This window comes from Flavobacterium sp. ST-158, from assembly GCF_058309975.1.
On the sequence record NZ_JBZEEN010000001.1, the window covers coordinates 293075 to 312272 of the forward strand.

At 34.0% G+C, this 19198-nt stretch carries 14 protein-coding genes and 1 tRNA gene; 5 read left to right on the forward strand and 10 right to left on the reverse strand.

The genetic code is table 11. The features are described 5' to 3' along the window. Positions 1 to 14: 14 nt before the first annotated feature. Positions 15 to 3068 carry a TAT-variant-translocated molybdopterin oxidoreductase gene (locus AC4FRF_RS01235; protein WP_491157623.1) on the reverse strand — a complete coding sequence of 1018 codons (3054 nt, stop codon included), beginning with the start codon at positions 3066 to 3068 and terminating at the stop codon, positions 15 to 17. Between the two features lie 32 nt (positions 3069 to 3100). Beyond that, complete coding sequence (locus tag AC4FRF_RS01240; protein ID WP_491157624.1) at positions 3101 to 4429, reverse strand: c-type cytochrome; 1329 nt, start codon at positions 4427 to 4429, stop codon at positions 3101 to 3103. A 217-nt stretch (positions 4430 to 4646) separates the two neighbouring features. Here AC4FRF_RS01240 and AC4FRF_RS01245 point away from each other — a divergent pair, with 217 nt between their 5' ends. Next, complete coding sequence (locus AC4FRF_RS01245; RefSeq protein ID WP_491157625.1) at positions 4647 to 5036, forward strand: SPOR domain-containing protein; 390 nt, start codon at positions 4647 to 4649, stop codon at positions 5034 to 5036. Positions 5037 to 5308: 272 nt separating this feature from the next. Here AC4FRF_RS01245 and AC4FRF_RS01250 read toward each other — a convergent pair whose 3' ends face one another. The 5 genes from AC4FRF_RS01250 to rimP all read right to left on the reverse strand — a co-directional run bounded on the left by AC4FRF_RS01250 (position 5309) and on the right by rimP (position 11138). Further along, positions 5309 to 5716 carry a hypothetical protein gene (locus AC4FRF_RS01250; protein ID WP_491157626.1) on the reverse strand — a complete coding sequence of 136 codons (408 nt, stop codon included), beginning with the start codon at positions 5714 to 5716 and terminating at the stop codon, positions 5309 to 5311. A gap of 236 nt (positions 5717 to 5952) precedes the next feature. Beyond that, positions 5953 to 6081 carry a hypothetical protein gene (locus AC4FRF_RS01255; RefSeq protein ID WP_491157627.1) on the reverse strand — a complete coding sequence of 43 codons (129 nt, stop codon included), beginning with the start codon at positions 6079 to 6081 and terminating at the stop codon, positions 5953 to 5955. A gap of 371 nt (positions 6082 to 6452) precedes the next feature. After that, on the reverse strand, positions 6453 to 9356 hold the full coding sequence (infB, locus tag AC4FRF_RS01260; RefSeq protein ID WP_491157628.1) for a translation initiation factor IF-2: 2904 nt from the start codon (positions 9354 to 9356) through the stop codon (positions 6453 to 6455). A 49-nt stretch (positions 9357 to 9405) separates the two neighbouring features. Next, positions 9406 to 10659: a transcription termination factor NusA gene (gene nusA / locus AC4FRF_RS01265; protein ID WP_491157629.1), complete on the reverse strand. Its 1254-nt coding sequence runs from the start codon at positions 10657 to 10659 to the stop codon at positions 9406 to 9408. A 14-nt stretch (positions 10660 to 10673) separates the two neighbouring features. Further along, positions 10674 to 11138, reverse strand: coding sequence for a ribosome assembly cofactor RimP (gene rimP / locus AC4FRF_RS01270; protein WP_491157630.1), 465 nt, complete (start codon positions 11136 to 11138; stop codon positions 10674 to 10676). 176 nt (positions 11139 to 11314) lie between these two features. Between rimP and AC4FRF_RS01275 the strand changes: the two genes are divergently transcribed. Then, on the forward strand, positions 11315 to 12139 hold the full coding sequence (locus tag AC4FRF_RS01275; protein WP_491157631.1) for a universal stress protein: 825 nt from the start codon (positions 11315 to 11317) through the stop codon (positions 12137 to 12139). Between the two features lie 50 nt (positions 12140 to 12189). Here the strand turns inward: AC4FRF_RS01275 and AC4FRF_RS01280 are convergent. Next, a tRNA-Gln gene (locus AC4FRF_RS01280) sits at positions 12190 to 12260 on the reverse strand. A 216-nt stretch (positions 12261 to 12476) separates the two neighbouring features. Here AC4FRF_RS01280 and AC4FRF_RS01285 point away from each other — a divergent pair. After that, on the forward strand, positions 12477 to 15755 hold the full coding sequence (locus AC4FRF_RS01285) for a glycosyltransferase family 117 protein (protein WP_491157632.1): 3279 nt from the start codon (positions 12477 to 12479) through the stop codon (positions 15753 to 15755). 87 nt (positions 15756 to 15842) lie between these two features. Continuing rightward, positions 15843 to 16499, forward strand: a complete 657-nt coding sequence (locus tag AC4FRF_RS01290) for a polysaccharide deacetylase family protein (protein WP_491157633.1) — start codon at positions 15843 to 15845, stop codon at positions 16497 to 16499. A 1-nt stretch (position 16500) separates the two neighbouring features. On the opposite strand, the gene AC4FRF_RS01295 is transcribed toward AC4FRF_RS01290, so the two are convergent. Together AC4FRF_RS01295 and AC4FRF_RS01300 are read right to left on the reverse strand one after the other, a co-directional pair. Continuing rightward, the gene (locus AC4FRF_RS01295; RefSeq protein ID WP_491157634.1) at positions 16501 to 16797 is read right to left on the reverse strand and encodes a thioredoxin family protein; all 297 of its coding nucleotides are present in this window, start codon (positions 16795 to 16797) and stop codon (positions 16501 to 16503) included. Positions 16798 to 16874: 77 nt separating this feature from the next. Further along, on the reverse strand, positions 16875 to 18107 hold the full coding sequence (locus AC4FRF_RS01300) for a metallophosphoesterase (protein WP_491157635.1): 1233 nt from the start codon (positions 18105 to 18107) through the stop codon (positions 16875 to 16877). 371 nt (positions 18108 to 18478) lie between these two features. Between AC4FRF_RS01300 and AC4FRF_RS01305 the strand changes: the two genes are divergently transcribed. Then, the gene (locus tag AC4FRF_RS01305; protein WP_491157636.1) at positions 18479 to 19123 is read left to right on the forward strand and encodes a hypothetical protein; all 645 of its coding nucleotides are present in this window, start codon (positions 18479 to 18481) and stop codon (positions 19121 to 19123) included. Positions 19124 to 19198 lie beyond the last annotated feature (75 nt).

A 19198-nucleotide genomic window follows, 5' to 3' on the forward strand; every position in this document is an offset into this window, starting at 1 on the left:
TTTAAATTTATTTCTTAAGTGTTTCTAACTTTTACGTGATAAACTACATTTGGTTTAGTACCAATGTGTTCTAATAAATGATAAGATCTTTCGTCAGCAGCTAATGCAGCAACTTTACTTTCTTTATTATTTACATCTCCAAAAATCATTGCTCCGGAAGAACAAGCATTTGAACATGCAGTTTGGAACTCACCATCTACTACTTCTCTTCCTTCTCTCTTAGCATTTAAAATTGTTGCTTGTGTCATTTGAATACACATAGAACATTTTTCCATTACTCCACGAGAACGAACGTTAACATCTGGATTTAACACCATACGTCCTAAATCATCATTCATATGATAATCAAATTCACTGTTTTTGTTATACAAGAACCAGTTAAAACGACGTACTTTATAAGGACAGTTATTAGCACAGTAACGAGTACCCACACATCTGTTGTAAGCCATCATGTTTTGACCTTGACGACCATGAGAAGTTGCAGCAACTGGACATACTGTTTCACAAGGCGCGTGATTACAGTGTTGACACATAACAGGCTGGAAAGAAACTTGTGGATTATCTGCTGCTTTTTCCATTTCGTTGAAAGTAGACAAAGAACTAGACAAACCAGCAATATTTTCTTTTCTTTCTACATCTTCTGCAAAAGTAGCATCAGAAGAATAATATCTGTCAATACGCAACCAGTGCATATCACGGCTTCTTCTTATCTCTGATTTTCCTACAACAGGTACATTATTTTCAGCGTGACAAGCAATAACACAAGCCCCACATCCAGTACAAGCATTTAAATCAATAGACAAATTAAAGTGGTGACCAACTGAACGATCAAAAGATTCCCATAAATCAACAGTAGTTGATTCAACTTCCTTATGATCTAATGAAACTTTTGGAGTTTCGTTCCAAACATCAGCATCTTTAGTATTGAAGATCTCTAAAGTAGTTTCTTTAACAATATCTCCTCTACCCATCAAAGTTTTTTGACCTTGAACACAAGCAAACTCATGTTCTCCGTCAGCTTTAACTAATTCAACAGATTGAACATCATTAAAACCTTTATATAAAGCGTAAGCATTAACACCTACTTGCATTTCTTCTTTTAAGGCAGCTTTACGACCATATCCTAAAGCAAAACCAACAGTACCAACAGCTTGACCTGGCTGAACAATTACCGGAACTTGCTCTAATTTTGTACCATCAGCAGTTGTAAGTGTAGCATAACTACCATTCAAACCTCCATTAGCAACAATTGCATTAGACAATCCTAAAGTTTTAGCATCAGCATTAGAAACAGTCACATAGTTATCCCAAGATACTCTTGTAATAGGATCTGGAAACTCTTGCAACCATGGGTTGTTAGCTTGTTGACCATCTCCCATACCTGTTTTAGTATACAATACCAATTCTAAACCAGAAGCAGCTTTAGATTTTGCTAATTCTGAAGCAGCACCTGCATAATCAGCAGTTCCTCCAGAAGCAGCTTGTGGTTCTCCAACAAATACCCCATCATGCAAAACTTTGTTCCAAGATGAACCAGCAATAAATGATGAAGAATATGCTTTTAAATAATCGTAATAAGTTCCAGTAAGTCCGTTAATAGACATTAAAACATCTTGAAATTGTTTTGTATCAAATAATGGACGAATTGTTGGTTGCGTTAAACTATAAGTACCTTTAGTAAGTACTAAATCCCCCCAAGCTTCTAAATAATGAGGCACTGGAGCAGCAATAGTTGCAACAGAAGCAGTTTCATCTTCTTTTAAAGATAAAGCTACAGAAGTTTTTACTTTTTTAAGTCCTTCTACAAAAGAAGCAGAATCAGCTAAAGTATAAACTGGATTCACACCACTCATGATTAAAGTATGAACGCTTCCTGCATTCATATCCTTAACTAACTGAGCAACTTTTTCATCAGATCCTTTTCTTATTTGTCTAGTCCCAACAGTTGTATAAGCTTCACTAGCTAATACTTGGTTGATAGCTAAAACTAACAATTGAGCGTTTTTATCTTGAATACCTGAAACCAAAAGACCTTTAGAACCAGCAGCTTTCAATTGTTGAGCCGCTTTAGTTACTTCAGCTTTAAATTCCGGAGCCAAGTTAACCGCTACAGAAGAACCTGTAATGATATTATATATAAGTACTAATGCTTGTTTTTGATTCGCAACTGACATCGGCAAACGTTTATCAGCAGCAGCACCAGACAAAGTCATATTTGCTTCTAATTGGAAATGACGAGACATCTTTCCATTTTTAGGAATTCTACCTTGAGCATATCCAGCATCAAATCCTCCTCCTTGCCAATCTCCTAAGAAATCAGCTCCAACAGATACGATTAAAGATGCCTTAGAGAAATCATAATCAACTAACGCTCTTTCACCATAAACTGTTTCAAAAGCATCTAATGCAGCTGACGAAGAAACCGCGTCATAAACTACATGTTTTGCATTTGGATTAGCAGCAATAAAATCAGCAATTAATTTTTCAGTTGAAGGACTCGCTAAAGTATTTGTCAAAAAAACTACTTGACTACCTTTTGCTTTCGCATCAGCAATACTTGATTTAATTTTTGAATCTACCGCAGACCAAGTTGCTTCTTTCGCTTCAACTTTTGGTGCTTTCAAACGCATATTATCATACAATGACAATATTGAGGCATGAATTCTAGCATTTGCAGCAAATTTAGCTCCCGAAATAGTATTATTATCTATTTTAATAGGACGCCCTTCACGTGTTTTAACAAGAAGATTAGCAAAATCAAAACCATCAAAAACAGAAGTTGCATAATAATCAGCTACTCCAGGAATGATTTGCTCCGGTTGTAATACATAAGGAATCGACTTGTTCACAGGGCCTTCGCATGCTGCAAGTGTAGCTGCTGCAGTACTAAACCCAACGTACTTTAGAAAATCACGCCTTGAAGTTGAAGAAGATGACATCGCATCAGCATTTCCTAAAAACTCATCAGTAGGAATCTCTTCGACAAACTCGTTATTTCTAAGCGCCTCAACAATAGAACCATTTTCTAGTTCCTCAACACTTTTCCAGTATTTTTTGTTTGATGACATTGTATATATATATTAAAATCTTAATAATTTAATTAATAGTGGCATTTTCCACATTCTAAACCTCCCATTTGTGCTTCAGTCAATTTATCCACACCATATTTCTTAGAAAGTTCTTCATGTATCTTAGTATAATACCCATTTCCTTCCATTTTAACTTCTGTTTTTCTGTGACAGTTTACACACCATCCCATAGTTAATGGAGCAAATTGTTTTTGAATTTCATAAGTTTCAACCGGACCGTGACAAGTTTGACACTCAATACCAGCAACAGTTACGTGTTGAGAGTGGTTGAAATATACAAAGTCAGGTAAATTATGAATACGAACCCATTTAACTGGTTGTGTTTTTCCAGTATAAGACTGAGTTGTTTTATCCCAACCTACTGCGTCGTATAATTTTTGAATTTGAGCATCATAGAATGCTTTGCTGTACTCAGGAGTAGCAGTAGTTTCAGCAACCTCAGAAATATTTTTATGACAGTTCATACAAACATTCAAAGAAGGAATACCAGCTGTTTTACTAACTCTGGCAGCAGAGTGACAATACTTACAATTAATCTCATTATCACCAGCGTGAATTTTATGAGAATAATGAATTGGCTGAATTGGCTGATAATTCTGATCAACACCAACCTGCATTAAAAATCCATAAACCAAATAAGCACTAGCTAACAATAAGAATATGCAAGAAACCAATACTAAAAATTGATTTTTAACAAAAGCTTTCCAGATTGAAATGCGTTGCCCTTTATCAGCAACTTCAATTCCATTAGCCTTAGCAACTTTTGTCAAAACATTATTAACCATAAACAACATTACAACAAGAACTACCAAAACCAAAGCAAGAACTCCTAATATTACATTATTAGAACCTCCTTGGCCAGCTCCATCAGATACTTGTGCACCCGGCAAAGCCGCAGCCGCAGCAGGTTCTGCTTTTGGCTCAGATGTATAAGCTATAATATTATCAATATCTGCCTCAGATAATTGAGGAAAAGCTGTCATGACAGATTTATTATTTTCATTAAATAATTTAACCGCAGCAGCATCTCCCGACTTAATCATGTCAGAACTATTATGAACCCATTTATAGATCCACGCCATTTCGTGTCTTTCAGCAACCCCTCTTAACGCAGGACCTGTTGATTTGGCATCAAGCTTATGACACGCAGCACAATTAGAATTAAAAAGCGCCTTACCTTTTACTGGATCACCACCAGCTTGTGTAGCAGCTGCTGGAGCTTCGGTTGCAGCTGCAGGAGCAGCATCTTGCGCAAATGAAGAGAAGGAAAAAGCCAGCATTAGCGCTAAACTTAAAAACATTTTCCTTGAGTTCGAATTATGGTTACCCACCTTTTTCATAAAGTATAATGATTATCTACTAAAAATTGGCACATTTTTTATATAATAAAATCACATAAAAAACGTTCCTTTATTTTAAACTTCGACAAAAATACGACTTAAGAACTATTCTCAAAACCCCAAAACAAACGAAATATCAATTTATATCAATTCTAAATAAGTTTTTTATTTCAGTTTTGATGAATAAATTCTAATTTTACTCAAAAATCTTCACAGTATGAGAATTTTAACTATTCTAAACAAACTTTTATTCATTTTGACATTATTCATTTGCAGCTATAAAGTAGCTGCGCAGGATTCAAAAATTAACATTCATCAAGATCCAAAGTTTGAACAATTATTAAACGAAAAAAGAAAAATCAACGCCTCAATAGCTGTAAATGAGCTATATAAAATACAAGTTTTTAGTGGCAATAGTGAAAAAGCAAAAAGCACTTTAAACGATTGTAAACAAAATTTTTCTAATCTTGACGGAACTATTGTCTTCAATACACCAAACTACAAAGTTTGGATAGGCAATTTTAGAAACCGAATTGATGCTGAAAGAAATCTGCTTGAAATTAAAAAAGTTTACGAAAATGCTTTCTTAATCAAACCAAAAAAGTAAAAATTAACAATATAACTATTATCAAAAAAGACCGCTAAAATATGTTCCATTTTAGCGGTCTTTATTTTTATAACAAATTTCACAAAAACCTTTAAATATTATAACTACTACGAATCATTCCTCAATAATAGTTACAAAACAAACAAAGCCACTCCGTTCATGAAGAGGATTTTATTTTTAATTTTTACTACAGTAATATCATAAATAAATAATTGACTATCTTCATATATAATTTAAAATAATTAGCGACCAACACATCTGATACATTACATTTACTTACTAGCATCTGACCACTTATATTTCCATTTCTTTGGCCACCTGAAACCCTCCCTTTGACGTCTAGATATATACGTATATACATGTCTTTCTTTTTGTCCATTCGGTTTTATAACAAATACATAATTATCATTAATAGGCTTTACAATTGAGTCACCAATAGCAATGATGCTATCTAATCCTTGTCCAAAAAGATCATCATATGTTTTATTCTCTTCTTTTGAAAAAACACTAATTATATGACTATCTCGTTGTGCAATTTGCTTTTTACTAACTACGATACCTTTATATCCCCTTTTAATACTTTCAACAACTAAACTAGGTGAAGTCGTCATGTAAATTTGAAATATTACTAATAAAATAAAAAATATTGTCCCTAATAGAATCATTTTAGACTTTTTCATTTGATTAAACTTATATAAGGTTTACCACCATTTAAAAATTTATAATTACTAGTAGACCATTTAGCACCATATCTTGTCCCCATAGGTATAACAATTGTACCTGTCCCTGAAACACCTTGCCATGTCCATGTTTTTACAGATCGATTAGTTGGCCACAAAGCTGCTCTTCTGCTATCGTTTGCAAAAAATTATGAAAATCCCCCGCTACCGCACGAATCCTTTCGTGTGGCTTGAAACTATTCAAATACCTTAAAAACTACAACATTGTCAATAAGTTCTTTTATATCTGAATAATCAGTTGCGCTACTATAAACGTAATCTCCTGCTTTATATACTAAACCGGCCTCAACAGGGTTGTTATGCACATAGCCTATTTTTTGTTTAATTACTTTGTTGCTCCATAACTCTATTGGTTTGCTATCGTGTCGCCAAAATTGAAACCCCTTTATATTTGAGTTTTTTTTGAGCTTCTTTTTTGAAAAATTCTAATAAAAATTCTTTCCTACTTTCTTTAGGATTATCTTGTATAGACTTTACAATAGACTTCGCTCAGCGAAGTCTCCCGTCTATGATCTTTTATATCAATGAACTTCAACCCCGAAAACCCTGATGGCTCAGATTTATAATCCGTGCACACAACTCAAATTATTGAATTAAATATTCTCAAACATAAAACTCTAAAATACAAAAAAATCCCGATTGCTCGGGATTTTTCTTATAAACTTACAAAAAATTTTTACTTCAATTTCTTTTTGATAGCTACTTCGTGGTAAGCTTCAATAACATCTCTTTCTTCGATATCATTGTACCCTTTAATTTGAATACCACAATCATAACCTTTAGTTACTTCTTTCACATCATCTTTAAAACGTTTCAAGGCAACTAATTCTCCTTCATGGATTACCACACCATCTCTAATGATTCTGATTTTTCCATTTCTGGTAATCTTTCCATCCATAACCATACATCCGGCAATAGTTCCTACTTTAGAAATCTTGAATAACTCTCTGATTTCAGCAGTTCCTAATACTTCTTCTTTCATTTCAGGAGCAAGCATTCCTTCCATTGCATCTTTCAAGTCATCAATTGCCGCGTAGATAATAGAGTAGTAACGGATATCGATTTCTTCCTTATCAGCCAATTGTCTTGCATTTCCAGCAGGACGAACGTTAAATCCGATAATGATTGCATCAGAAGCAGAAGCCAACATAACGTCAGTCTCCGTAATTGCACCAACTCCTTTATGAATAATGTTAATTTGAATTTCTTCAGTAGACAATTTAGAGAACGAATCAGATAATGCTTCTACAGAACCATCCACGTCTCCCTTAAGGATTACGTTCAATTCTTTAAACTGACCTAATGCAATACGACGACCAATTTCATCTAATGTAATATGACGTTGTGTACGTACGGATTGCTCACGCATTAATTGAGAACGTTTAGCCGCAATTTGTTTTGCTTCTTTTTCGTCTTCAAATACATTGAATTTATCCCCTGCAGTAGCTGCACCATCCAAACCTAATATAGATACTGGCGTTGAAGGCCCTGCAACAGTAACAACATTACCACGCTCATCATGCATAGCCTTAACTTTACCATGATGTTTACCTGCTAGTAAGTAATCTCCAATTTTTAATGTTCCATGTTGTACTAAAATAGTAGATACATATCCTTTTCCTTTATCTAAGAATGCTTCCACTACCGTACCTTGAGCTAATTTATTTGGATTAGATTTCAAATCTAATATTTCAGCTTCTAACAATACTTTCTCTAAAAGCTCTTTTACACCAGTTCCTTTTTTAGCAGAGATATCATGCGATTGGATTTTTCCTCCCCAGTCTTCTACCAATAAATTCATACCAGCTAAACGTTCTTTAATTTTTTCTGGATTCGCATTTGGCTTATCCACCTTATTGATAGCAAATATAATTGGCACACCTGCAGCCTGAGCATGAGAAATCGCCTCTTTTGTCTGTGGCATGATATCATCATCGGCAGCAATTACAATAATAGCAATATCGGTTACTTGAGCACCACGCGCACGCATTGCGGTAAACGCCTCGTGACCCGGAGTATCTAAGAATGCAATTTTTTGACCATTATCTAAAGTTACTCCATAAGCACCAATATGCTGTGTAATACCTCCAGACTCACCAGCGATAACATTTTCTTTACGAATATAATCCAATAAAGAGGTTTTACCGTGATCTACGTGTCCCATTACGGTAACAATAGGCGCTCTGGTTACTAAGTCTTCTTCTTTATCTTCAACTACCTCGATAGCTTCTTCAATGTCCACAGTGATAAACTCTACATCATACCCAAACTCGTCTGCAACAATTGTTAGCGTTTCCGCATCCAAACGTTGATTTTGTGTCACCATGATACCAAGAGACATACAGGTTCCAATTACTTTGTTAATTGGCACATCCATCATAATAGCAATTTCACCTACGGTAACAAATTCAGTAACCTTAATAGTCTTACTTTCTTCGTCTAAAGCTCTTTGCTCATCATCAGATTTTTGACGATGTGTATCTCTTTTATCTCTTCTATATTTAGCCGCTTTAGATTTCCCTCCTTTTTTACCTTGGAGTTTTTCTAAAGTCTCTCTAATTTGATTTTTAACTTCCTCTTCTGTAGGCTCTACTTTAGCCACAATAGCAGGGCGATTTCCTTTTACAAATCCAGGTCTAGAACCTCTATTAGCATTGAATCCCCCACCACCTGTGTTAGGTGTAATCTTATTAGGATTTGGAGTACCAGAAGTTCTAGGTGTGCCAGGCGCATTAGCTGTACCAGGCTTAGGAGCAATCCTCTTACGTTTGTTTTTATTTGCATTAGCCCCAGCAGCTCCAGGAGCACCTGGCTTATTAGGCGTAATTTTAGGATCTTCTTTTTTCTTTTTAGGCTTATTGAATTGTGATAAGTCAATAGTTTGCCCAGTTAATTTAGCCCCAGAAAGTTTTTGATATTGAGTAGCAATTGCATCTTCAGCAGGAGCTTCCTCAGTTTTAGCTGGTTCCGCTTTAGCAGCTTCTTTAGCTTGAGCAGCAGCTGGCGCTTTCTTTTCTTCTTTTGCTACTTCTTTCTTAGGCGCAGCATTTTCAACAGGCTTACTAACTTCGGCAGCAATAGGTTTCTCTTCTTTTTTGTCTGATTCGATTTTCTCTGGAGAGCTTATTTTAGCAGCCGGTTTTTCGTCGGCAACTTCAGGCTTAGGAGTAACTACTTTTTCTTCAGCTGCAGGAGGAGTACTTGGCTTAGAAGGATTCAAATCAATTTTTCCAACTTGAACAGGTCCTGAGATTACGGCTCTAGCCTTAATAACTTCCTGTTGTTGTCTTTGTAATTCTTCTTCTTGCTTACGCTTATCTTCAGCCTCTCTATCACGTTCAATACGCAATGCTTCTTTTTCTTTTCTCTTCTCTTCGCTTACTTCTTTCGAAGCCTCTTTTTTCCCTCTGTCACCCGCAAACTGACCGCACAAGACATCGTATACCTCATTAGAAATTTTTGTGTTTGGATTGGACTCGATTGCAATCCCCTTATCTTTAAGATAATCCACAGCTCTTTCCAAAGAAATATTCAATTCCCTTAAAACTTTGTTTATTCTTATTACTCTCTCTTCAGACATATAACCTTTTTATTATTACCTATTTCGTTGTGTTGTTAGAAGCATAGACCTAACTATCGAACTCTTCTTTCAATATTTTCATTACATCTAGAATTGTTTCTTCTTCTAAATCTGTTCTTCTTACTAAGTCTTCTACATCATGTTTCAAGATACTTTTTGCTGTATCTAAACCAATTTTTGCAAATTCCTCGATAATCCACTCATCGATTTCATCTGAGAATTCTGTTAATTCAACATCATCCTCATCTGCAGTTGCACCAGCAATATCTCCTTCTCTAATAACATCTAATTCATAACCCGTTAACAAACCAGCTAATTTAATGTTATGACCACCTCTACCAATTGCTTTTGATACTTCTTCTAATTTCAAGAATACATCAGCTCTTTTTGCTTCTTCATTAATTTTAATAGAAGATACTTTAGCAGGACTTAATGCTCTTGTAATAAACAATTGAATGTTACTTGTATAATTAATAACATCAATATTTTCATTTCCTAATTCACGAACAATTCCATGGATACGAGAACCTTTCATTCCCACACATGCTCCCACAGGATCAATTCTATCGTCATAAGAATCCACTGCTACTTTTGCTTTTTCACCAGGGATTCTTACTACTTTTTTAATAGTAATTAAACCGTCAAATACCTCTGGAATTTCTTGTTCAAATAATTTTTCTAAAAACTTCTCTGAAGTTCTAGACATAATAATTTGAGGTTTGTTTCCTTTTAACTCAACGCTTTCAATAATTCCACGAACGTTATCTCCTTTACGGAAAAAGTCAGATGGAATTTGTTTTTCTTTTGGTAAAACAATTTCATTTCCTTCATCATCTACCAAAATTACAACTCTTGGTCTCACATGGTGTACTTCGGCGGTGTAAATATCGCCTATTAAATCTTTAAATTGCTTATAAAGATTAGTGTTATCATGCTCGTGTATTTTTGAAATCAAATTTTGACGCAAAGCCAAGATAGCTCTTCTTCCTAAATCGATTAATTTTACTTCTTCAGAAACTTCTTCACCAATTTCAAAATCTGCTTCAATTTTTCTAGCTTCTGTTAAAGTAATTTCTTCATTTTCGAAATCCAAATCTTCGTCGGCAACGATTACTCTCCTTCTCCAAATCTCCATATCTCCTTTATCTGGATTGATAATGATATCGAAATTATCATCTGAACCGTATTTTTTCTTCAATGCATTTCTAAATACATCTTCTAAAATTGCCATAAGCGTTACACGATCAATAAGTTTATCATCTTTAAACTCTGAAAATGAATCGATTAATGCTAAATTTTCCATGCGAATTCTTTAAATTAAAATGTTACTGTAACAACTGCCTCTTTAATTTCCGTATAAGGTATTTGTTGTTCTTTCTGTACTGTTTCTTTTCCTTTTCCTATTTTTTTAGGCTCTCTTGCTTTCCAAGACAAAATTATAAAATCTTCATTAGCATCAACTAATTCAGCCTCAATTTTTTCAGTATTTGTAGTCACAATCAAAGTTCTACCAATATTTTTAATGTATTGACGAACCATTTTTAATGGCGATCCTACCCCTACCGAAGCTACTTCAAGAGAAAAATCTTGCTCTTCTCTATCCAACTTACTCTCAATTGCCCGACTAATATCGATACAATCCTGCAACACCACTCCGTTATCATCATCCAAAGATACAATTACTTTAAACGCATCTGTTATGGTCAAATCAATCAAAAAAAGCGAAGGTCTTTCCTCAAGAGCTTCTTGCAATAACGTATTTACTTTTTCTTTAAATGTCATATTTTTTATAAAAAGAGGGGACATTTAGTCCCCTCATTATCTAGATTTTAATAAATAACGGCACAAATATAGTGTTTATTTTTATAAACCAAAAATAATTGATTACTGTAAAATTATTCCTTACCTTTATTATACCAACAAAACACTACAACAACCCTCTACCAAATCCCAAAGTTATGACACGAATTTTAGTTCCCACCGATTTCTCCACTCAGGCCGAAAACGCCCTTAAAGTTGCCGCCCAATTAGCCCGAAAAAACAATTTCGAAATCCATCTTTTACACATGCTTGAAATCCCAAGCCAGATGAACGATGCCATAACAGGAGCAACCCCAATTCCAGAAATCATGCTTTTTATCCAAAAAGCAAAGGAAACACTACATCACCTTAAAGACAAAAAATACCTAGAAGGACTAACTATAATTGATTCTATCCAATTAGAAAAAGCCACAACAGGAATTCTTTCCTATAGTAAAGAACACCAAATAGATTTAATAATCATGGGCTCTAACGGCGCATCAGGTCTAACTGAAATTATCATTGGTTCCAACACTGAAAAAGTAGTTCGCTTATCAAACATTCCTGTAATGGTAATTAAAGAAAAAATCGAGTCATTTACACCAAACAACATTGTTTTTGCTTCGGATTTTTCAGAAGAAATAAAAAAACCTTTTCAAAAACTACTCAATTTTGCAAATTTATTCGATGCAACAATTAATTTAGTTACCATTTGCACCCCAAACAGTTTCAAAACAACTGCACTCACTAAAGAAATAACTCAAAAATTTATTAGTCAATTTGAAATAAAAAATTTCTCAACTCATATATACAATGACACTAACATTGAAAAAGGAATAATTCATTTCTCCAATGAAATCAACGCCGACTTAATTAGTCTTTGCACACATGGCAGAACTGGACTTTCTCACTTCTTTACCGGCAGTATTAGCGAAGACTTAGCTAATCATGGAACTAAACCACTTATTGTATTTAAAATATAAATCTAAATAGCGGGAATAAAAAAAGCCTCTCAAATGAGAGGCTTTTTATGTTGGTCTACTAGGACTCGAACCTAGAAAGACTGCACCAAAAACAGTTGTGTTACCATTACACCATAGACCAGCAGTGCTTTATTGCGAGTGCAAATTTACAACGTTTTTCAGTTTACGCAAACTTTTTTTAATTTTTTTTCGAAAAAAAATTAAAAAAACAAAAACAACACTCAGAATCAACATTTTAAAAAAGCCATTTGTTTTATAGAAAATTTTGTTAATGCCTATATCCTTAAATAAAAAAACATTTTCTTTGTAACTCGAAAAATTAACTAAAATTTACTACATGAATAAGGAGTCTTTCAATTTCAAAAAATGGAATACTATTATAGGATGGATTACATTTGGAATCGCATTAATAACCTATTCGCTTACCGTTGAGCCTACCATGAGTTTTTGGGATTGCGGAGAATACATTGCTACCGCTGCAAAACTAGAAGTGGGACATCCACCTGGAGCTCCTTTATTTCAAATGATTGGTGCCTTTTTTGCCATGTTTGCTTCCGATGCACAACATGTAGCCTTAATGGTAAATATGACTTCTGTTTTTTCGAGTGCATTTACCATTCTTTTTATGTTTTGGTCTTCCACTATGATTTTGAGAAAAATCATTAATAATTCTGAAGAGCCTAGTAAAAGCAATGACATTGTTATTTTAGGTAGTTCATTTGTTGGAGCGCTAGCTTATACTTTTTCGGATAGTTTTTGGTTCAATGCCGTTGAAGCCGAAGTTTACGCCATGGCTTCCTTACTAATTGCTTTATTATTTTGGCTAGGATTACGCTGGGAACAAGACATGGACAAACCGCGAGGAAACAAATGGCTTTTAATCATTTCACTGATTACCGGACTTTCGTTTGGAGTACACTTTATGGCTTTATTGACCATTCCAGCTATTGGTTTCCTTTACTATTTTAAACATTACAAAACCATAACAATCAAAAACTTCATTATTGCTAATGTGGTGGTGGTTTCGATATTATTGTTTATTTTCAAATTATTACTCCCATTAACGATGGCATTTTTTGCAAAAGCAGAAGTTTTTACAGTAAACAGCCTCGGAATGCCTTTTGACTCAGGAACCATTCTTGCAACCTTGGTCTTAATTGCTGCATTTTATTTTGGTTTAAAATACACTAAAGAAAAAGAATTGGTAACTTACAATACTCTTATTCTTTGTATTTTATTCATCTTGATTGGTTTCTCCACTTGGTTAATGCTTCCTATTCGTGCCAATGCCAATGTGATTATAAATGAAAACAAACCTTCGGATGCCAGAGAAGTACTAGCTTACTACAACAGAGAGCAATATGGTTCTAATCCATTATTTTACGGACCACAATACACAGAAGCTTTTGTAGGTTTAGACAAAGACACTCCTTATCTTGACAAAGCCCCTAACTACGAGAGAGATTACAAAACCGGAAAATATGTTATTGTAAACAATTACAAAAACGCCGAGCAAAATAGTGATAACGCTCAGAAAGCATTTTTACCTAGAATGTGGAGTACTGGAAACATTGAAAATTATATCAATTTCACCAATCCTCCTCAATTCAGAATCAACCCAGATTATCCATTCGAAAATGATTTGGCTCGATACGGCGTGGATGCTAGTAAACTTTCTGAAGAAGATTACAATAAAGCTATTGCCCAATTGAAAAATGAGGTAGAAAAAACCATCACAGAATTCAGACAAGCTTATGCTCAAAAGCAAATCGACAACGAAGGCTATGTTAAATTCTTAAAAAGTTACGGAGACTATTTAATTATCGAAAAACCAACCACCATAGACAACCTTAGCTTTATGGCTGAATTCCAATTTGGCTATATGTACTGGAGGTATTTGATGTGGAATTTTGTTGGTCGTCAAAGTGACAACCAAGGCAGATATGATAATCAAGACGGAAACTGGCTGAGTGGAATTAAATTTATTGATGACATTCACTTAGGATCGCAAGACAATTTACCTTCAGATGCATTAAACAACAAAGGAAGAAATGTATACTATTTCATTCCTTTTATCTTAGGATTAATTGGATTAATGTACCACGCAGGCAAAGATTTAAAAAGCTTTTACGTATTATTAGCCTTATTTCTTTTTACAGGAATAGCATTAAAAATATACCTAAACGAAAGACCTTTTGAACCTAGAGAAAGAGACTATGCCTTAGTAGGTTCCTTCTATGTATTTGCTATTTGGATAGGTTTAGGAGTATATTCACTGTACGAAAGTGCTAAAAAATATTTATCTCCTAAAATTGCAGGACCTGTAATTGTTGCAGCTTCTTTATTTACAGCACCTGTAATAATGGCATCACAAAACTGGGACGATCACGACCGTTCAGGAAAATATACCGCTTTAGCCATGGCAAAAGCCTATTTAAGTTCTTGCGACCCAAATGCTATCTTATTTACCATTGGAGACAACGACACCTTCCCTCTCTGGTATGCCCAAGAAATTGAAGGCTATAGAACCGATGTAAAAATTGTAAACACCAGCCTTTTCATGACGGATTGGTACATTGATCAAATGAAAACCAAAACCTATGAATCAGATCCATTGCCTATTTCTTTTACACACGATCAATATGTAGGGGATAAGTTGGATTATGTGGTAAACATTCCAAAAATAAAAAGCAGATGGTCCGTAAAAGGATTAATGGATTTTATCAAACATCCAAAATCTACCGTGGAAATGCAGAATGGGCAAACCATCCATTTCTACCCTACCAATCAAATTAGAATTCCCGTTGATAAAAATACCATTATTAAAAACAAAATGGTAGCTGAAAAAGATTATGATTCAATTGTTCCTTACATAGACGTTGACATCAAAGGAGGTGCATTGTACAAAAACCGACTAATGATGTTAGATCTTGTAGCTAATAACAACTGGAAACGACCTATTTATTTTAGCGGAGGTGCTTTTGACGATGAAGAATACCTTTGGATGAAAGATTATCTTCAATTAGATGGTATGGTTTACAAGCTAGTCCCTATCAGAACAACTATTCCGAAAGACGGTAATCCTATGGAAATGGGACAAATTGATGCTGATAAAATGTACGACATTATTATGAAATGGGATTGGGGCAATAGCGATGGAAACATCTACCATGACCCAGAAACACGTCGTGAAAGTATCACCTACAGAACCAATCTGTCTAGATTAGTAGACCAATTGGTTAAAGAAGACAAAATTGACAAAGCCAAAAAAGTAATTGACTTAGCCATGCAAAAAATGCCTGTAGATAAATTTGGCTATTATTCTTTACTAGAACCATTTTGCAATGGTTATTACCTAGTAGGTGAAAAAGAAAAAGCACATCAACTACTAGACAAACTAGTAGGCAAATACAAAGAAAACCTAAATTACTACAGTAAAATGAGTGCTTCAGACCAATCTGACATAGCTATTGATATTGTAACTGATATTGAGCGTTACAGAGCTTTACTAGCTGTAATGAAGAAAAACAATGACACAGCATTCTTCCAAAAACACAGAGCTACTTTTAATACTTATATTGAAATTTTCCATCGTTTTGGTAGAGATAAAGAATAACAAACAATTGATTTCATAAAAAATGTAGCAATCCCAACTAAAAAGATTGCTACATTTTTTTTATCTTTAATTCCAAATAAAAACCAAATGAAAGCCTATTGGGTCAAAACAAACCGCATAATCAAAAAACTATTTTCTAATTTCATTTGGGATATTCCAAATTCAGAAAACAAAGTCTACCTTACTTTTGATGACGGACCTACACCAGAAATAACCGAATGGGTCTTAGATCAATTAGAACATTATAATGCCAAAGCTACTTTTTTTTGCATAGGAAAAAACATCGAACAACATCCTGAAATTTTCGAAAAAGTAATCGAAAAAGGACACGCAATAGGAAATCACACATTCAACCATTTGAATGGATGGAAAACAAATACTAACGAATACATAGAAAATAGTGTTCAGTGTTCAGTAATTAGCAATCAGTTTTCCAACAACAAACCACAAACAACCGACAACCAACTTTTCCGACCGCCTTACGGCAAAATAAAACCAGCCCAAGCTAAAAAACTCAAACAAAAAGGCTATAAAATAATTATGTGGGATGTTCTTAGTGCCGATTTTGACCTAAGTATCAGCAAGGAAAAATGTTTGGATAATGTAATAAATCATACCCAATCAGGAAGTATTATCGTATTTCACGATAGCATAAAAGCTTTCGAAAATCTAAAATATGTATTACCTAAAGCACTTCAATACTTAACTAAAAAAAATTTCCGTTTTGAAATAATACAAGAATAAATTAAAGTTGCTCTTGAACAATGCTTATTAATGAATTAGCATCTAATTCTCCTGACTGTCTCCAAACCATTTGACCATCTTTATACACCATCAAAGTAGGCAATCCTTTAATTCTTAAAGCTTCGGCAAGTTCTTGATTTTTATCCACATCAATCTTTATCACTTTTGCTTTATCACCTAGAGCAGCAGCAACATCTCTAATTACCTCGTGCATTGAAACTGAAGATTCGTTCCAATCTGTGTAAAAATCAATTAACACAGGCACATGTGCACTTATAAGTTCTCCAAATTTTGACATAAAACCAACGAATTAATTTTTTTTAAATCTAAGAAAAAATACTATTTCTTACGTACAAATGTAGCATTTTTAACGAATTATGCTACTTTATCTCCTTTTTTTAGTTCGATAACCGTAATTTCAGGCATAATTCCTACTCTACCAGGATAAGCATGAAAGCCAAAACCACGATTTACATACACATAACGCCCTAAATGCTCATATAAACCTGCCCATTGCGCGTAAACATATTGCGCCAAACTCCATTTAAAATAGCCCGGAATTTCAATCCCAAACTGCATCCCATGTGTATGTCCCGAAAGCGTTAAATGAAAATTTTTATCGTGTTTTTTAATCTCATAATCCCAGTGACTTGGATCGTGACTCATCAAAATTTTAAATTCATTTTCGTCAATAGCAGCCGACGCTTTATTCAAATCGCCCGCTTTCTTAAAATTATGCCCCCAGTTTTCTACACCCACTAAGGCTATCCTATCGTTCCCTTTTTGAATATAAGTATGTTCATTTAACAACAAATCAAAACCAATTTGTCCGTACAAAGCCTTAATTTCTTTAAAATTCTGATCTTTTTCTGCTTGAGAAGGCCATGTAACATACTCGCCATAATCATGATTACCTAAAACGGAATATTTACCATATTCGTGTGTTTTAATTCGGTTAAAAGTTTCAATCCACGGATGCATTTCCTTGGCATGTGTATTAACGATATCTCCCGTAAACAAAATCATGTCCGAATTTTGTTCGTTCACCAAATCAATAGCATAATTTATTTTCTCGGCATTATCAAAACTACCCGAATGCACATCCGAAATTTGCGTTATAGTAAAACCATCAAAAGCATCGGGTAAATCTGGAAAAAAGATACGTTGCTTAATGACCTTATAATTGTATTTCCCAATAGTAACCCCATAAATCAAAGATAAAAACGGAATAGCTGCCAAACCTAAACCCAACTGACTCACAAACTTTCGTCTTGAACCTAAGAAGCCTTCGTTATTATTTTCTACAAAATAATTCACAGACCCCATTATTACTCTAAAAATATCTTCCCCTAATAAAACAATGGCCAAAACAATTTTAGGAACATAAACCACCAGCATCAAACCCATCACAAACATCGTTTGTTTGGTTTGTCCTACCGAACGGTCAAAGCTAAAAAACCCATAAACAATATAAATTAAAATAGCCAAACTCACCGCAGCATAAGCTATCAAAAACCATTTATCCTTAACAATTGTCTTAAAAGCCTGAAAAGCGTAGAGTTCAATCACAAAAAGAAACACCACAAAAAAGAGCAACCTAAAACCCATTTTAATACATTTTTACACAAAATAACGACTTCTAGCGCTTAATTAAGAATATCTTAATTAAACTTTAACGGAACTACACTGATTTTTAGGAGCAAAACTACAAAACACACCATAACGTTCCCTCCTGCTCTCCGCTATATCTCTTGTTTCGCTATCGCAAAACAAGAGGATGCCGCTGCGATCAGGGCTATAAATCAGGATTTGATTTCACAATCACTTTTGTAAGAATATTTTAATATCTTTGGAAAATAGTTTTACGAAACAAAACTTTGCCAATCTACCCAATTTTGGGTTTACACACGAAAGTATATTTTGCTTACATACAAGTTAATAACCATTAACCTGCAGAAACTATAAAATCTATAAAATTCATGAAAATTTCACAATGGTTTAAAGACCGGAAAACTAAACTAGAAATTAAAAAGTCACATGAAGAACTTAGACTTGCGATTGATAAAAATATTTTAGATTCTCAAAATAGTATCGATGATTTAACTCAAATCTTTGAAGATTTTAAAAAACATAATTATTCCAAACATGACAGTTTTTTAAATTTATGTATATTTTCAGATGTAGTTTCAATTGACTTAACTCTATTATTGGAAAAATTTCAATTTGCTAAAAGAAAACAAGAAAGAAAACTATACGCAAGAGTTATGGTTATTGTAATTTTAGATTACTTAGATAACATTGCAGTGTTAATTGGAAGCAATTGTTTAGCAGAATTAAAACGCAATAATATGCTTGAATTAATGGATGATTTTAAAGCAATACACAAGAATTTTTCTGCTTTTAAAAAAGAAAATGAACGTCTACTTCGAGAAATCAGAAATAATACAATTGCACACAAAACTAAAGATGCATTAATGCTAAGTAAGCAAATTAATGATTTAAATGAAGATGAAATTTATCAATTTGGCTTACAATTTAAAATCTACACTAAAGACTTTGTTGACCTCTCTACGAAAGTTATAAACTATATATCTGAATATATGCGCGAAGGAAGAAGAATATAACAACCACTACAACGGATTTAGGCATTGGGTTTAATGTAAAAATGATTTTGTATTTGGGATGATTTGGTAAATACC

Excerpts from the sequence above, each read along its gene's own strand:
- AC4FRF_RS01235 (WP_491157623.1), bottom strand. The coding sequence starts at position 3,068 with ATGTCATCAAACAAAAAATACTGGAAAAGTGTTGAGGAACTAGAAAAT.
- AC4FRF_RS01240 (WP_491157624.1), bottom strand. The coding sequence starts at position 4,429 with ATGAAAAAGGTGGGTAACCATAATTCGAACTCAAGGAAAATGTTTTTA.
- AC4FRF_RS01245 (WP_491157625.1), top strand. The coding sequence starts at position 4,647 with ATGAGAATTTTAACTATTCTAAACAAACTTTTATTCATTTTGACATTA.
- AC4FRF_RS01250 (WP_491157626.1), bottom strand. The coding sequence starts at position 5,716 with ATGAAAAAGTCTAAAATGATTCTATTAGGGACAATATTTTTTATTTTA.
- infB (WP_491157628.1), bottom strand. The coding sequence starts at position 9,356 with ATGTCTGAAGAGAGAGTAATAAGAATAAACAAAGTTTTAAGGGAATTG.
- nusA (WP_491157629.1), bottom strand. The coding sequence starts at position 10,659 with ATGGAAAATTTAGCATTAATCGATTCATTTTCAGAGTTTAAAGATGAT.
- rimP (WP_491157630.1), bottom strand. The coding sequence starts at position 11,138 with ATGACATTTAAAGAAAAAGTAAATACGTTATTGCAAGAAGCTCTTGAG.
- AC4FRF_RS01275 (WP_491157631.1), top strand. The coding sequence starts at position 11,315 with ATGACACGAATTTTAGTTCCCACCGATTTCTCCACTCAGGCCGAAAAC.
- AC4FRF_RS01285 (WP_491157632.1), top strand. The coding sequence starts at position 12,477 with ATGAATAAGGAGTCTTTCAATTTCAAAAAATGGAATACTATTATAGGA.
- AC4FRF_RS01290 (WP_491157633.1), top strand. The coding sequence starts at position 15,843 with ATGAAAGCCTATTGGGTCAAAACAAACCGCATAATCAAAAAACTATTT.
- AC4FRF_RS01295 (WP_491157634.1), bottom strand. The coding sequence starts at position 16,797 with ATGTCAAAATTTGGAGAACTTATAAGTGCACATGTGCCTGTGTTAATT.
- AC4FRF_RS01300 (WP_491157635.1), bottom strand. The coding sequence starts at position 18,107 with ATGGGTTTTAGGTTGCTCTTTTTTGTGGTGTTTCTTTTTGTGATTGAA.
- AC4FRF_RS01305 (WP_491157636.1), top strand. The coding sequence starts at position 18,479 with ATGAAAATTTCACAATGGTTTAAAGACCGGAAAACTAAACTAGAAATT.